Raw genomic sequence first — 15,036 nt, 5'->3', positions numbered from 1 at the left:
TTCGGAGCGTGCACCGGAAAGCTGATGCCCGCGATGAACCTCCCGGATTGGGCGACGTGAGATGACGATGCGTCTAGATCACGTGCAGCTGGCCATTCCCGCGGGGGCCGAGGATCTGTGCCGCCCGTTCTATGCGGGTATCCTCGGGCTTGAGGAAATGGCCAAGCCGGACGCGCTGGCAGGGCGCGGCGGCGGCTGGTTCCGCGGCGCCGGAATGGAGCTGCACCTTGGGGTGGATACCGATTTTCGCCCCGCGAAGAAGGCCCACCCGGGCCTGGTGACCGACGAATTGGAGGCGCTGGCCGAGCGGCTCGGCGCGGCCGGATATCCGGTGCGCTGGGACGCGGCCATCGAAGGGCGGCGGCGGTTCTTCACCGAGGACCCCGTCGGGAACAGGATCGAAATCATCGGAGGATGACATGGCAAAGGCCTTCGCGTCGCAAGGCGACATGAGCGAGAAGAAGATCAGCTTCGACCAGATCGGTGAGGGGCTTTACGCCTTCACCGCCGAGGGCGACCCCAACACCGGGGTGATCATCGGCGACGAGAGCGTGATGATCGTCGAGGCGCAGGCGACCCCGCGTCTGGCCCGCAAGGTGATCGACTGCGTGCGGTCGGTGACCGACAAGCCGATCAGCCACCTCGTGCTGACGCATTACCATGCGGTACGGGTGCTGGGTGCCTCGGCCTATGGTGCGCGGGAGATCGTCACGACCGACACCACGCGGGCGCAGGTGGTCGAGCGCGGGCAGGAGGACTGGGACAGCGAGTTCGCCCGCTTCCCGCGGCTCTTCCAGGGGCATGAGGAGATCCCAGGGCTGACCTGGCCCACGATGACCTTCTCGGATCGGATGACCGTCTACCTCGGCAAGCGCCGGGTCGATCTGATGCACCTCGGCCGGGCCCACACCGCCGGCGACGCGGTAATCTGGGTGCCGGACCAGGAGGTGATGTTCACCGGCGACATCGTCGAATACCACTCGGCCTGCTATTGCGGCGACGGGCATTTCGAGGAGTGGGGCCAGACGCTGGACAACATCGCCTCGTTCCAGCCGGCGAGCATCGCGCCGGGGCGCGGGGATGCGCTGGTGGGCACGGCCAAGGTGACGGAAGCCATCGAGAATACCCGGGATTTCGTCGAGAGCACCTATCGCCCGGCGCAGAAGATCGCGGCACGGGGCGGCGATCTGAAGGAAGCCTGGGACGCGATCCGCGCCGCCTGCGATCCGAAGTTCGCCGATTACGCAATCTACGAGCATTGCCTGCCGTTCAACGTGGCGCGCGCCTTCGACGAGGCCCGCGGCATCGAGACGCCGCGAATCTGGACCGCCGAGCGCGACAAGGAAATGTGGGCGGCGCTTCAGGGGTGAGGTGCGCTCCGGCCTGGGACCGGCAGACGTTCCGGTGGAGTGCTTGAGCACCGAACGGGCGGCGCCCCGGGAGAGGCGCGCCCGGACGACCTTCCGGTGAAAGGTCGTCAGCGCCGTCGGGGAGGAGCCCCGGGAGAACAGCAGGCCGGGAAAGCGGCGGGCCGGGTGACCGGTCCGGGCGGTGGCCGGTTGCGGTTCCACCGCCTGCCCGGCCGCGCCCCTGCCCCCGATCCTTCGACGAAGGATCGCGCGCCGCCAATCGAGATCGGACGGGCCGGAAACGGCCCGCCCGCCCCGCCCCGCGCCGGGGCGGTGACAAAGGTTCCGGGGAGGAGACCCAGATGTTCCAGGACAGATACACGCTCGCCTTCAGGCTCTATCCTTACGCGCGGAGCGTCGACCAGGACGCCGCCGCGCCCGCGCATCACCGGGTGGTCGTTGTCGGCGGCGGGCCGATCGGCCTTGCCACCGCGCTCGACCTCGGCCGCCAGGGGCATCCGGTTCTCCTGCTCGACGACCACGAGGGCGTGGGCCAGGGCAGCAAGGCGATCTGTTTCGCCAAGCGCACGATGGAGATCGCGGCGCGCTACGGCTGCGGCAGCAAGCTCGTGGAGAAGGGTGTCATTTGGAACCTCGGCAAGGTGTTCCACGACGACCGCAAGATCTACGACTTCAACCTGCTGCCCGAGGACGGCCACCGTTTCCCCGCCTTCATCAACCTCCAGCAGCCCTATTTCGAGCGGTTCCTGCACGAGCAGATCGTGGCCGAGCAGGCGAAGGGCGCCCCGATCGAGATCCGCGGCAAGAACCGGGTCGACGCGGTGGAGGTGAAGGACGACGGGGTTGCCCTCGACGTGATGACGCCAGAGGGCGGCTACCGCATCACCGCCGACTGGCTGATCGCCTGCGACGGGGCCTCGTCGCCCACGCGCAAGATGATGGGCCTCGATTTCGAGGGGAAGGTGTTCCAGGACAGCTTTCTGATCGCCGACATCCGGATGAAATCCGAAAGCTTCCCGACCGAGCGATGGTTCTGGTTCGAACCGTGGTTCAAGTCCGGCGCCTCCACCCTTCTGCACAAGCAGCCCGACGACGTCTGGCGCGTCGATTTCCAGATCGGCTGGGATGTCGACCGAAAGGAGGAGCTGCGGGAGGAGAAGATCCGCGCAAGGCTCGACGCGATGCTGGGCGCGGGCGTGGAATACGATCTGGTCTGGTCCTCGATCTACACCTTCCAGTGCCGCCGGATGAAGAAATTTCGCCACGGCAGGGTGATCTTCGCCGGAGACAGCGCGCACCAGGTCTCGCCCTTCGGGGCGCGCGGAGCGAATTCGGGGATCCAGGATGTCGACAACCTCGGCTGGAAGCTGGGCCTCGTGCTGGAGGGCCGTGCGCCCGACCGGCTGATCGACAGCTACGATGAGGAGCGTCGCCACGGTGCCGATGAAAACATCCTCAATTCCACCCGCTCGACCGAGTTCATCACGCCGAAGACGAAGATGAGCCACATCTTCCGCAACGCGGTGCTCGAGCTGGCCGAGCATCACGATTTCGCCCGGGGGCTGGTGAACTCGGGCCGGCTTTCGGTGCCCTGCACCTATGACGGGCTGTCGCTGACCGGGGCCGATGCACTCCCCGGGGGCCCTGACCGCACCCGGCCCGGCAGCCCCTGCCCCGACGCACCGCTGGGGGCGGGCTTCCTGCTCGACCGTCTGGGCGGCGGCGGCTTCACCCTGCTCACGATCGACGCCGAGGCGCCCGAGACCTTCGTGGAAGACGGCATCACGGTGACACGCCTCGCGCTGTCGGCCGGGGATGGCCCGGCGCTGAGGGAGCGGTACCTGGGCGGGGCCGCCTCGGCGGTCTACCTGCTGCGCCCCGATCAGCATGTCACGGCCCGCTGGGATCGTTTCGATGCGGCTGCCGTGCGCACCGCCCTCCGCCACGCCTGCGCAAAGGACTGAGCCATGGCCGATCTGATCCTGAGCCCCAACCTGCCCCGCCCGGACGAGTTCTATGCCAACCTCATCGCCGCGCACGAGGGGCTGACCGACGACGAAAGCGCCGCGCTGAACGCGCGGCTGATCCTGATCCTCGCCAACCACATCGGCGACAGCGAGGTGCTGGAAGAGGCATTGCGCATCGCCAGGTCAGAGGCCTGACGCACCGGCGGCAAACATCGGGTAGAAGGCGACCTGCGCGCGCCCTGCCCGTTCCTCCCTCTCCCCTGCTACGCCCCCCTCCTTCGCGGCCCCGTCCAGAGCACATCCGGAAGTCTCCGCCACCTCGGCGGCAAGGCTCCCCCCTTGGCCCGCGCCACGAGCGCCTCGGCCGAGGCTGGGTCCGGCTGAAGGCAACGAAGTGCCGCAGCCCGGGCGAAGCGCCAGGAAGGCATCGAGATGCGCCACCGCCTGCCGGCGGCATCCGATCATCGCGATCGTGCCGCGCAGGATCGGCTACCGACGCCCGCGCACCTGTGTCAGCAGCCAGTCGCGGAACGCCGCGGTCTTGGCGTCGCGGCCCTCGGGCGTGACGATGTAATAGGCCATCTCGGTGGCGTAGGGGATGTCGAGCACCACGGTCAGTTCGCCGCGCGCGACCTCGGCCTCGATCAGGTAGAGCGGCAGCAGCGCATAGCCCATGCCGCCCTTCACCGCCTCGATCGTCAGCGAGAACTGATCGAACCAGTGGCCCGCATTCGGATCCGCAAGGTCCAGGCCCAGGCGCTGGAACCATTCCGGCCAGAGCCGGGGGCGTTCGGTCAAATGCACCTTGGGGGCCGAGGCAAGGGCGGCGGCGCCCCCGACCGGGCGGTCGCGCAGCGCGCCTCCGGCGACCGGCACGATGATCTCGCTGCACAGGTAGGTGCAGGTTGCACCGGGCCAGATCGGCTTTCCATAATGGATCGCCATGTCGCACTGGGTCTCGGCGAAATCGAAGACCTCGCGCCGGGTCGAAAGGTCGAACCGCGCCTCGGGATGACGGGCCGAGAAGGCCGGCAGCCGCGGCATCAGCCAGCGCGTGGCGAAGGTCGGCAGGACGTTGATCGCCAGCACCCCGTCGCCCTGCGCCCCGGCCCCGGCGTGGCGCATCGTGCTTTCCGCCATCGCCATCAGGCGCTGCACCTCGGGCAGCAGCGCCCCCCCCGCCTGGGTCACCACGACGCGTCCGCGCACCCGCTCGAACAGGCGCTTGCCAAGCTGGTCCTCCAGCTCGCGGATCTGCCGGCTCACCGCGCTCTGGGTCAGCGACAGTTCCTCTCCCGCGCGGGTGAAATTGCCGTGGCGCGCCGCGCTTTCAAAGGTTTGCAGAAGGCGCATGTCGGGAAGCATGCGGCGTTGCAGGATCATGGGTCTTGTCCGGCCGGTTTGGGGTAGCGCCATGTTCAACAGTAATTCCTCTGGCGCAAGTCCATGCGGTATCGGAATGGGTCCAGTCGCAACGATCGTTGGAATCCTGCGCCTGCGACGGCCTAGGGTCGGGCCACCGATCACGACGCAAGGCCCCGGATCATGACCGCCCCCTCAGCCGACACGCCCGCCCCGCACGCCACGCAGGTAGGCCCCGATCACATCCGCACGCTCTTTTCCCGTGCCATGTCGGCCATGTACCGCGACGAGGTGCCCGCCTATGGCACCCTTCTCGACCTCGTGCGCGAGGTGAACGACGCGACACTTTCCGCCGATGCCGCGGAAAAGGCCCGGCTTGCCGAACTGGGAGAGCTGGAGCGGATCAGCGAGGAACGCCATGGCGCGATCCGCCTGGGCACGGCCGGGGAGCTGGCCACCATCCGCCGCCTCTTCGCGGTAATGGGAATGTTCCCTGTGGGCTATTACGACCTGTCGGTCGCGGGCGTGCCGGTGCATTCCACCGCCTTCCGCCCGCTGGAGGACGATGCGCTTCGCGCCAACCCGTTCCGCGTCTTCACCTCGCTTCTGCGCCTCGACCTGATCGCCGAAGCGGCACTGCGCGACGAGGCCGCCGCGATCCTTGCAAAGCGCCGGATCTTCACCGCACCCTGCCTTGCGCTGATCGCGAAATCCGAGGCCGAGGGCGGGCTGAGTGCCGCCGACGCCGAAGCTTTCGTCGCCGCCGCCCTGGAAACCTTCCGCTGGCACCCTGAAGCGAATGTCGGCCATGCGCTCTACCAGAAGCTTCACGCCGCGCACCGGCTGGTCGCCGATGTGGTGGCCTTCAAGGGCCCGCATATCAACCACCTGACGCCCCGCACCCTCGATATCGACGCGATCCAGGAGAAAATGCCCGCCCGCGGCATCACCCCCAAGGCGGTGATCGAGGGGCCGCCCACCCGGCGCGTGCCGATCCTGCTGCGCCAGACCTCGTTCAAGGCGCTCGAGGAACCGGTGACCTATTCGGACGGCACCACCACCGTCGCCGGCAGCCACACCGCCCGCTTCGGCGAGATCGAGCAGCGCGGCATCGCCCTGACGCCGAAGGGCCAGGCGCTGTACGACCGCCTGCTGGCCGAAACCCGCGAAAAGGTGCGCCCCGCGCCCGACGGCTCCAACGCCGCTCTTTACAGGGAGACGCTGGCGGCGACCTTCGCGGCCTTCCCCGACACGCTGGACGAGATCCGGCGCGCGGGGCTGGGCTATTTCCGCTACAGTCCGACGGGCAAGCCCGCGACGGGCGCCGACCTCGGCCGCGAGGCCGCCGCGCTGGTCGCCGCCGGAATCCTTCGCGCCGACCCCATCGTCTACGAGGATTTCCTGCCGGTCTCGGCCGCCGGGATCTTTCAGTCGAACCTGGGCGACGAGGCCGGCCAGGGCTTTGCCGCAAACCCCAACCGCGCCCGGTTCGAGGCCGATCTCGGCGCGCCGGTGCACGACCTTCACCAGCGCTATGCCGAGGCCGAGGCCGCCTCTCTCGCCCGGGCGCTCATCGAGCTGCAGCGCGTCGGCGCCTGACAGCCCCCAAGACGGATCCACCGGATTTCCCTCGAATATCAAGGAGAAAACATGTCCACGAAACCCCTCAAGGCCGTCACCGCCGAGACCATGGACGCCTGCGGCGTCGCCGCGAAACTCGACGTGGCCGGCGGCATGAGCGTCGTCTCGCCCGTCACCGGCGAGATCGTCGCCAGCCTCGCCGAACATTCGGTCGCCGAAACAGAGGCCGCCATCGCGAGGGCCGGGGCCGCCTTCCGCAAGTGGCGGCTGGTGCCCGCCCCCCGGCGCGGCGAACTGGTGCGTCTCTTTGCCGAGGAACTGCGCAAGTCCAAGGAAGACCTGGGCCGCATGGTCTCGATCGAGGCGGGCAAGTCGCCCTCGGAAGGTCTGGGCGAAGTGCAGGAGATGATCGACATCTGCGACTTTGCCGTGGGCCTGTCGCGGCAGCTTTACGGCCTGACCATCGCGACCGAGCGTCCGGGGCACCGGATGATGGAAACCTGGCACCCGCTCGGCGTCGTGGGCATCATCACCGCTTTCAACTTCCCCTGCGCGCCGTGGTGCTGGAACTCGGCGCTGGCGCTGGTCTGCGGCGACCCGGTGATCTGGAAGCCGTCGGAAAAGACCCCGCTGACCGCGCTGGCCTGCCAGGCCGTGCTGGAGCGCGCGCTTGCCCGCTTCGGCGACGACGCCCCCGAGGGGCTGAGCCAGGTCCTGGTCGGCGGCCCGGCGGTGGGCGAGACGCTGGTCGACAGCGAAAGCGTCGCGCTGATCTCGGCCACCGGGTCGACCCGGATGGGCCGGATCGTCGGCCCCAAGGTGGCCGCGCGCTTCGGCAAGTGCATCCTGGAGCTGGGCGGCAACAACGCCGGCATCGTCTGCCCCTCGGCCGACATGGACATGGCGCTGCGCGCCATCGCCTTCGGCGCCATGGGCACCGCGGGCCAGCGCTGCACCACCATGCGCCGCCTCTTCGTTCATGACAGTGTCTATGACCAGATCGTGCCCGCGCTGAAGAAGGCCTATGCCAGCGTTTCGGTCGGCAACCCGTTGGAAACGCAGGCGCTTGTCGGTCCGCTGATCGACAAGGCGGCCTATGAGGGCATGCAGGCCGCGCTGAAGGAAGCCGCGAATCTGGGCGGCATCATCCATGGCGGCACGCGTGAGACGGTCGGCCCCGACACCGCCTATTACGTCAAGCCCGCGATCGTCGAGATGCCTGCGCATGAGGGCCCGGTGCTGCGCGAGACCTTCGCGCCGATCCTCTACGTGATGAAATATTCCGACTTCGACGAGGTGCTGGAGCTGCACAACGCCGTCGGCGGCGGGCTTTCCTCGTCGATCTTCACCACCGACCTGCGCGAGATGGAAACCTTCCTCTCGGCGCGCGGATCGGATTGCGGCATCGCCAACGTCAACATCGGCACCTCGGGCGCCGAGATCGGCGGGGCCTTCGGCGGCGAAAAGGAAACCGGCGGCGGGCGCGAGAGCGGCTCGGACGCCTGGCGCGCCTACATGCGCCGCGCGACCAACACCATCAACTACTCGCGCGAGCTGCCGCTGGCGCAGGGCGTGGTGTTCGACATCGACTGATCGCCGGGGGCTCCCCCCGCACGGTCCGGGGCCGGCGATGCCGGTCCCGGCCACCCTTCCCCGGGCCCATTTCCCCGCCCCCTTTCCCAATGCTCCTGTCCCCGGGCACCGCACCGCCGAACCCGGCCCCGGACCCTTTGCCATCGGAACCGCCATGCGCGGCGACATCACCGCCACCTTCCGCCCGGCCGACCGCCTTTCCGCCGTCGGCGTGTCCGAGATCCTTGCAATCGGTGCCCGGGCCAGCGCGCTGAAGGCTGCGGGGCGCGACATCATCATCCTCGGCGCGGGCGAGCCGGATTTCGACACCCCCGCCCATATCGTCGCGGCCGCCGCGCGGGCGATGCAGGCGGGCGAGACGCGCGACACCCCGCTGCCCGGCACCCCCGCGCTGAAGGCCGCCATCTCGCGCAAGTTCAGGCGAGAGAACGGCGTCGACTATGCGGCCTCCGAAATCATCGCCTGTACCGGCGCCAGGCAGATCATCTTCAACGCGTTGATGGCCACGCAGAACCCGGGCGACGAGGTGATCATCCCCACGCCCTACTGGGTGACCTATGCCGACATCGTCAGGCTGCTGGGCGGGGTGCCGGTGCTCGTGCCCTGCCCCGGCCGGGCAGGGCTTCAAGCTCAGCCCCGGGCAGCTGCGCGCGGCCATCACCCCCGCACCCGCTGGCTGATGCTGAACTCCCCCTCGAACCCGTCGGGGGCGGCCTATGGGGCGGATCAGATGCGTCCGCTCCTCGACGTGCTGCTGGACGCGCCGGATATCTGGCTGATGGTCGACGACATCCATGAACACATCGTCTACGACGGCTTCCGCCCGGTCACGGCGGTCGCTCTGGAGCCGCGGCTGAAGGACCGCACGCTGACGATCAACGGCGTCTCCAGGGCCTACGCGATGACCGGGTGGCGGCTGGGCTATGCCGGCGGGCCGGAGCCGCTGATCAAGGCCATGACCGTGATCCAGAGCCAGTCTACCTCGGCCCCCAGCTCGATCAGCCAGGCGGCGACGGTGGCCGCGCTGGATGGCCCACAGGACTTTCTGGTCGAGCGGGCCGAGGTGTTCCGCACCCGGCGCGACCTCGTAGTCGGGCGCCTCGACACGGTGCCGGGGCTGTCATGCCGCACCCCCGAGGGCGCCTTCTACGCCTTCGCCGCCTGCGACGGGCTGATCGCGGCAATCACGCCCGAGGGCACGCGGATCGAGGATGACCGTGCCTTCTGACGCTGGCTGCTGGATGCCGTGGGGGTGGCGGTGGTGCCCGGTACGGCTTCGGCCTGCCAGGCTATTTCCGCGTCTCCTCTGCCACGGCGACGGCAGAACTCGACGCGGCCCTGGCCCGGATCGAGACCGCCTGCGCCTCACTCGGCCGCTGAGGTGGCGGGCGGTGCCCCGGGCGCGGCGCCGGAGAAATCCAGCGCCTCGCGGTATTCGGCCGTCAGCCAGTCAAGTGCGGCCTCGACCCCCGCCGCACCGCCCGCGGCCAGCGCCCAGAGCGGCAACCGCCCCAGCATCACCGCTTCGGCCCCCGCCAAGCGGTAGCGCAGTACGTCGAGACCGCGCCGCACACCGCTGTCGGCCAGCACGGTCATCCGGCCGGCGACTGCTTCCGCGATACCGGGCAGCACCGTGACCGGCGCGGGCGCCGCGTCAAGGTTGCGCGCGCCGTGGGAGGAAACCACCACCCCGTCCACCCCGAGGTCCGCGGCGCTGAGCGCGTCGTCATCCCGCAGGATCCCCTTGAGGATCAGCACCCCCGGCCAGCGGTCGCGCACCCGCGCCACGTCGTCCCAGCCCAGATCCCGGCGCAGCGCCAGTTCGGGCGGGGCGGGCGGGCCGCCTACGAGGCGCGGCTGACGCCCGGCCGGGTAGTTCTCCATCTTCGGCAGACCGTCCCGCAAGAGCTGCCTGAGCGCCACGCGCCAGAGCCATCCGGGATGCAGCGCCATGTCGGTTGCGCTGCGCAGACCGGGGCGGAACGGCATCGAAAAACCCGACCGCAGCACCCATTCCTTGCGCGCGCCATAGGGTGTGTCGACCGTCATGACCAGCACCCGCACCCCGGCCTCGGCCGCCCGCGCGATCAGCGCATCGGACTGGTCGAGATCCTGCCAGAGGTAAAGCTGCATCCAGATCTCGGCCTCGGGCACTGCCGCCCGCAGCCGTCCGACCGAGGTGATCGACTGGGTCGAAAGCGCAACCGGAATGCCCGCCCGCGCGGCGGCGCGCGCCAGCACGATCTCGCCATCCGGATGCACGAGACCGGCCATCGCGGTGGGGGCGATCACCAGGGGGGCCCGGGCCTGCCACCCGAACAGGGTACAGCCGATGTCGCGGTCGGTGCGCGAGACCAGAACCCGGGGGGCGATCTCAACCGCGTCGAGGCTTTCGCGCAGGCGAAGAAGCGCGGCCTCCTGCCCGACGCCGCGGTCGACGTAGTCGAAAAGGCCCCGCGGCAGCCGGCGTCGCGCGGCGCGGCGGGCCATGTCGAACGAAAGGCAGGCGGCTGGTCCCATCGGTCCCCTCATCTCGGCCCGCGATGGCGGGCCTGGATCCCTGATAGGCGATGCCCGGCGCCCCTGCGAGGCCGTTCACCCCCTTGATGGAAATTTCTGCGATGGTGGATGCCCCGGCTCACCCCTCCTCCCCCTCGGCGGGCATACCGTCGAGGCCGAGGACCTCGACGAAGGCCTCGGCCATGGGGTTTGAGCGCGCCCGGGGCCGGAGCAGGTAGAGCCTGCGCCGAAGCGACAGGTCCGAGATCTCGACGAAGCGGATCGCCGGGTCGCGGAACAGGCCCACGGCGTTGCGCGGCAGAAGCGCCACCCCCGCCCCCTCGCGCACGAGACAGAGCTGCGCAATCGTCGAATGGGTTCTGAGGCGCCCGCTCCGCAGCCGCGCGGGCAGCCCCGGGCACGACGCCAGAAGGCGCGCGCTGCCGGTGTCGGTGCCCAGATGGACAAGGGTGTCGGGGTCGATCTCGGCCAGGGTAGCGGGGCCGCCGCGACGCGCCAGCGGATGGTCGCGATGGCAGGCCAGGCCGAACCAGTCGCCGCCGATCTCGGTCTGATCGAGATCGGGCGAGGTCTGCGCCCTGCCGGCAATCGCGAGGTCCAGCTCATCCGCCGTCACCATCGCCGCCAGCCGCTCGGCCACGTCGTCGTGGATCGTGACGGTCACGTCGGGATGACGCGCGTGGAACCGCGCCAGAGCCGGCGCCACGAGCGGCGAGATCGCCGAGGGCGCGGCACCGATGCGCAACGCCAGGCAGGCACCCCGTGCCTGGTCGCGCAGCCGCGCCAGCGCCCCGTCGAGATCACGCAGAAGCGGCTCCGTCTCGCGCAGGAAACCCAGGCCGAGGGGGGTGGGCACCGGTGGGCGGCTCTTGCGGTCGAACAGCTGACCGCCGGCAATCGCCTCGAGCCGCTGCACCGTCTCGGTCAGCGCAGAGGGCACGACCCCCAGCCGCTCCGCCGCGCGGACAAAGCTGCCCTCGGACCAGATCGCGTGGACCGCGCGCAGATGGCGCAGGTTAAAGTTCGTATTTTCCGAATCCGACTTCATTTCTTTCTATTTTCAGAAACGCGTTCGGGGCGTCAATATCCCCCGCACCCCTTTTCCCCGGACCGAGACCCCCGTGACCCTGCATACCCCCACCGCCCCCCTGCCCGCCCCCGCCGACCGGATCGCCGCGCTGCCCGCGGCACTGTCCGGCGCGGGGTTTCGCGGCGCGGTCGAAACCGACAGCGCACTGCGCGCCGCGATGTCGACGGACAATTCGGTCTATCGCATCCTGCCCGACCTCGTGCTGTCGCCGCGTGACGCACAGGACGTCGTGACCGCGATGGCGGTGTTGGAGCGCCCCGAGTTCGCGGCCATCGCGCTGACCCCGCGCGGCGGCGGCACCGGCACCAACGGGCAGAGCCTGAACCGGGGCGTCATCCTCGACATGCGCCGGCACATGAACCGGCTTCTGGAGGTCGCCCCGGACGGCAGCTGGGCGGATGTGGAACCGGGGATCGTGCTCGACGATCTCAACGCACAACTGCGGCCGCACGGGGTGTTCTTCGCGCCGGAAACCTCCACCTCCACACGCTGTACCATCGGCGGGATGCTGTCGACCGACGCCTCGGGCAAGGGATCGCGTGTCTATGGCAAGACCTCGGACAACCTCCTCGGGGTCGAGATCGCGCGTGGGCGCGGGCTTGTCTCCAGTCTCACGCAGGCACCGGACTGGGCCGCGCCGATGCTGTCGGCGGCAGAGGCCGCGGCCCGCGCCGGCCGCGCGGCCTTCGTCGCCCATACCCCCCGGCTCAACCGCCGCTTCACCGGCTACGACCTGGAACGCGCCTGCCCGGAGGGCGGCGGGTTCGAGTGGTGGCGGCTGTTCCCCGGGTCGGAGGGCACGCTGGGGCCGATCACCCGGATCCGCCTGCGCCTGCGCCCCCTGCCCGCACACCGGCGGCTGGTGGTCGCGGGGTTCGCGAGTTTCCGCGCCTCGCTCGCCGCCGCGACGCCGCTTCTGGCCGACGACCCGACCGCGATCGAGGTGATGGACGAGCGGGTCCAGCAACTCGCCGAGGCCGCGGGCCTGCTGGCGCGGCTGCCCCGGCCCCTGCGCCCCAGGGAGGGCGAGGCCCTGGCCTATACCTTCGTCGAGTTCACCGGCAACGACGCGGATGCGCTGGCGGACCGGGTCGCCGCCTGCCGCGCGCGGCTGGACGGGCTTGACGGCATCCGCGCGGTCCACGTCGGGCAGGACGAGGACGAGATCCGCGAGCTCTGGGCGATCCGGTCCGCCGGGGTGGGCCTTCTGGGCAATGTCCGGGGCCCTGCCCGACCGGTCGCCTTCGTAGAGGATTGCGTCGTCCCGCCCGAGCGCCTGCCCGGGTTCCTCGACGGGTTCCTGGCGATCCTGCGCGAGAACGGGCTGGGCTTCGGCATCTATGGCCATGTTGACGTGGGCTGCCTCCATATCCGCCCCGCGCTGAACATCGACGCCGAGGCGGACCGGCAGAAGCTGGTCGCCGTGTCGGACGCGATCTATGCGCTGGTCCGCGAGAACGGCGGCATCTTCTGGGGCGAACACGGCAAGGGCGTGCGCGGCGCCTACCTGCAGGACTGGATCGGCCCCGAGGCCTATGGCGCCCTGCAGGGGGTGAAGGCGGCCTTCGACCCGGCGGGGCGGTTCAACCCCGGCAAGCTGGTGTCGAACAACGGCCCGGTGATGGGCATCGCCACCACCCCATTCCGCCCGTTCAACGCCACCGAGGGCGACCCGCTGGCCAAGGCCTTCCAGTGCAACGGCAACGCCCAGTGCCTGAGCTATGCGGCCACCACCCCGATGTGCCCCTCGTTCAAGGCAAGCGGCGATCTGCGGCACTCACCCAAGGGCCGGGCCGACGCGCTGCGGGCCTGGCGGCTGGGACAGGAGGGACAGCCGGGGCGGGAAGGTCAGGCGCAGGAGCTGGACGAGACCGACCTGCTCTCGGCGCTCGACACCTGCCTTGGCTGCAAGGCCTGCGCCACGAGCTGCCCGGTGCAAGTCGACATTCCGACCATGCGCGCGGCCTTCTACGCCGATCTCTACCGCCGGCGCAGGCGGCCGCTTTCGCAGCGGGCGACCCTCCTGGCCGAACGGTTCAGCCCCGTGCTGATGGCCCTGTCGCCGCTGGTGCGGCCGCTCTGGCCCGCCGTGCGCGGGATCGTCGGGCGGGCGCTCGGGATGACCGACCTGCCGCGGACGCTGGCGCCCAGGCTACCCGCCGCCCGGCGGATCCGGCTGGCCGAGCTGGGCCACCGCCCGCTGCCGCCCCGGACCGTGCTGATCTGGATGGACTGGTTCTCGGCATTCTACGACGGCGCGACCCAGCGCGAGGTGCTGCGCGGGTTCACTGCGCTCGGCTATCACCCGCTGATGGTCGAGATGACGCCCGCGGGCAAGGTGGCGGCGGACCTGGGCGACCCCGAGGGCTTTGCCCGCATGGCGACGCGGCTGCAGCGCGCGCTGCGTACCGCGGCGGCGCGGGGGGTGCCGATGGTCGGCCTCGACCCCGCCTTCGTGCTGGCCCTGCGGCAGGATCACGCCGGGCGGGACCCCGACCTTCCCGAGGTGTTGCTGCCGCAGGAATTCCTGGCCCGCGAGGTCAGGCGCGGCGTGGTCTTCCCGAAACTGTCGGGCGGAGAGGTCAGCCTGTTCCTGCACTGCACTGAACGCAGCGCGGTTCCGGGCGCCGGCGAAGACTGGCGCCGCGTGTTCAAGGCGCTGGGGTTGACGGTCGCCCTGCCCGCGACCGGCTGCTGCGGCATGGCGGGGACCTTCGGCCACCAAACCCGCCACCGCGCCACCTCGGCCCGGCTCTACGCCATGTCCTGGGCGGAACCGATGGCGGCAAGCGCCGAGGCCGCCGTCACAGGCTTCTCCTGCCGCAGCCAGACCCTGCGCGAAGCCGGACGCCGGACACCCCACCCGCTGGGCCTGATCGCCGACCGGGTGGGAGCGGTGTCTTGCACCTGATCTTGGGGCTCTGCCCTTCATCCCCGCGCCCGCGGCCACCCCGCGCGTCAAGGCCCCCTCGCGCCGGCATCTCTTGTCCGGCAGTCGGCTGCGACCTCTACCGCCGCCGCACGTCAGCCGGGTGTTGTCAGACAGATGAGACGGCCTTTCCACTAGTGCGGGATGGTCGCCTCTTAGGCATTGCATTAACCAGGTCACGGGAGCCGGTTCAGCCCAAAGTCTCGATCATCCTGATCACACCAGGTCTTCGGAAGGGCGGCGTATACCGCATCATTGGAGACAGCATCGGCGCCCTCTCCCTCACCTCGCAGCAGCACGAAGAGACGTCGATAGCCGAATCTCCGGCTTTCGTTGGCCAGTTGCCGCAGCCCTCCGCGCAGCACCGTGTCCGGCGCACGCTGCGGCAGTCCAGCGGACCATTTTGTGTCCGCCCCGGAAATTCGACACGCCCGCCGTTCCGAGAGCCCGAACCGGGTTTTCAGGTGCGCGACCGCCTCGCGCTTCACGGCAGGCGTCACCACTAATGGGATGGCCCGCCCCGCGCCCCGGCGTAGCATCGGGGTGTCACCTGATCATGAGGAGAGAAATGACCTGCTCCCCTTGGAGTCCGCGTTTATAGGTTAGCTCTGTTCAGAGTTTGGT

11 protein-coding genes and 1 pseudogene are annotated in these 15,036 nt (G+C 69.9%); 8 read left to right on the top strand and 4 right to left on the bottom strand.

Annotation, left to right across the window (positions count from 1 at the left end):
• Positions 1–67: 67 nt before the first annotated feature.
• The 4 genes from CVV76_RS24020 to CVV76_RS24005 all read left to right on the top strand — a co-directional run bounded on the left by CVV76_RS24020 (position 68) and on the right by CVV76_RS24005 (position 3,532).
• Positions 68–418: a VOC family protein gene (locus CVV76_RS24020; RefSeq protein WP_233193146.1), complete on the top strand. Its 351-nt coding sequence runs from the start codon at positions 68–70 to the stop codon at positions 416–418.
• Position 419: 1 nt separating this feature from the next.
• The gene (locus tag CVV76_RS24015; protein ID WP_102227213.1) at positions 420–1,370 is read left to right on the top strand and encodes an MBL fold metallo-hydrolase; all 951 of its coding nucleotides are present in this window, start codon (positions 420–422) and stop codon (positions 1,368–1,370) included.
• A gap of 341 nt (positions 1,371–1,711) precedes the next feature.
• Positions 1,712–3,334, top strand: a complete 1,623-nt coding sequence (locus tag CVV76_RS24010; RefSeq protein ID WP_102227212.1) for an FAD-dependent oxidoreductase — start codon at positions 1,712–1,714, stop codon at positions 3,332–3,334.
• A 3-nt stretch (positions 3,335–3,337) separates the two neighbouring features.
• Positions 3,338–3,532, top strand: coding sequence for a DUF2783 domain-containing protein (locus CVV76_RS24005; protein WP_102227211.1), 195 nt, complete (start codon positions 3,338–3,340; stop codon positions 3,530–3,532).
• A gap of 294 nt (positions 3,533–3,826) precedes the next feature.
• Here the strand turns inward: CVV76_RS24005 and CVV76_RS24000 are convergent, their stop codons facing one another.
• Complete coding sequence (locus CVV76_RS24000) at positions 3,827–4,720, bottom strand: LysR family transcriptional regulator (protein WP_102227210.1); 894 nt, start codon at positions 4,718–4,720, stop codon at positions 3,827–3,829.
• Between the two features lie 162 nt (positions 4,721–4,882).
• On the opposite strand from CVV76_RS24000, the gene hglS reads away from it, so the two are divergent.
• The 3 genes from hglS to CVV76_RS23985 all read left to right on the top strand — a co-directional run bounded on the left by hglS (position 4,883) and on the right by CVV76_RS23985 (position 9,101).
• Positions 4,883–6,298: a 2-oxoadipate dioxygenase/decarboxylase HglS gene (hglS, locus tag CVV76_RS23995; protein ID WP_102227209.1), complete on the top strand. Its 1,416-nt coding sequence runs from the start codon at positions 4,883–4,885 to the stop codon at positions 6,296–6,298.
• Between the two features lie 51 nt (positions 6,299–6,349).
• Entirely contained in the window at positions 6,350–7,873 is a 1,524-nt protein-coding gene (amaB, locus tag CVV76_RS23990; protein WP_102227208.1) for an L-piperidine-6-carboxylate dehydrogenase, read from the top strand.
• A 154-nt stretch (positions 7,874–8,027) separates the two neighbouring features.
• Complete coding sequence (locus CVV76_RS23985) at positions 8,028–9,101, top strand: pyridoxal phosphate-dependent aminotransferase (RefSeq protein ID WP_332888551.1); 1,074 nt, start codon at positions 8,028–8,030, stop codon at positions 9,099–9,101.
• A gap of 137 nt (positions 9,102–9,238) precedes the next feature.
• Here the strand turns inward: CVV76_RS23985 and CVV76_RS23980 are convergent, their stop codons facing one another.
• On the bottom strand, positions 9,239–10,393 hold the full coding sequence (locus CVV76_RS23980) for an alpha-hydroxy acid oxidase (RefSeq protein WP_199178705.1): 1,155 nt from the start codon (positions 10,391–10,393) through the stop codon (positions 9,239–9,241).
• A gap of 118 nt (positions 10,394–10,511) precedes the next feature.
• The gene (locus CVV76_RS23975; RefSeq protein WP_102227207.1) at positions 10,512–11,441 is read right to left on the bottom strand and encodes a LysR family transcriptional regulator; all 930 of its coding nucleotides are present in this window, start codon (positions 11,439–11,441) and stop codon (positions 10,512–10,514) included.
• 73 nt (positions 11,442–11,514) lie between these two features.
• Between CVV76_RS23975 and CVV76_RS23970 the strand changes: the two genes are divergently transcribed.
• Entirely contained in the window at positions 11,515–14,394 is a 2,880-nt protein-coding gene (locus CVV76_RS23970; RefSeq protein WP_233193145.1) for an FAD-binding and (Fe-S)-binding domain-containing protein, read from the top strand.
• 293 nt (positions 14,395–14,687) lie between these two features.
• On the opposite strand, the pseudogene CVV76_RS23965 reads toward CVV76_RS23970, so the two are convergent.
• Positions 14,688–14,915, bottom strand: a pseudogene (locus CVV76_RS23965) (IS3 family transposase); the annotation flags it as partial.
• Positions 14,916–15,036: the final 121 nt, after the last annotated feature.

Source organism: Acidimangrovimonas sediminis, from assembly GCF_002871005.1.
Classification (GTDB): domain Bacteria; phylum Pseudomonadota; class Alphaproteobacteria; order Rhodobacterales; family Rhodobacteraceae; genus Acidimangrovimonas; species Acidimangrovimonas sediminis.
Note: the sequence above shows the minus strand (reverse complement) of the source record. Positions and strands in the feature narration are given on the sequence as shown.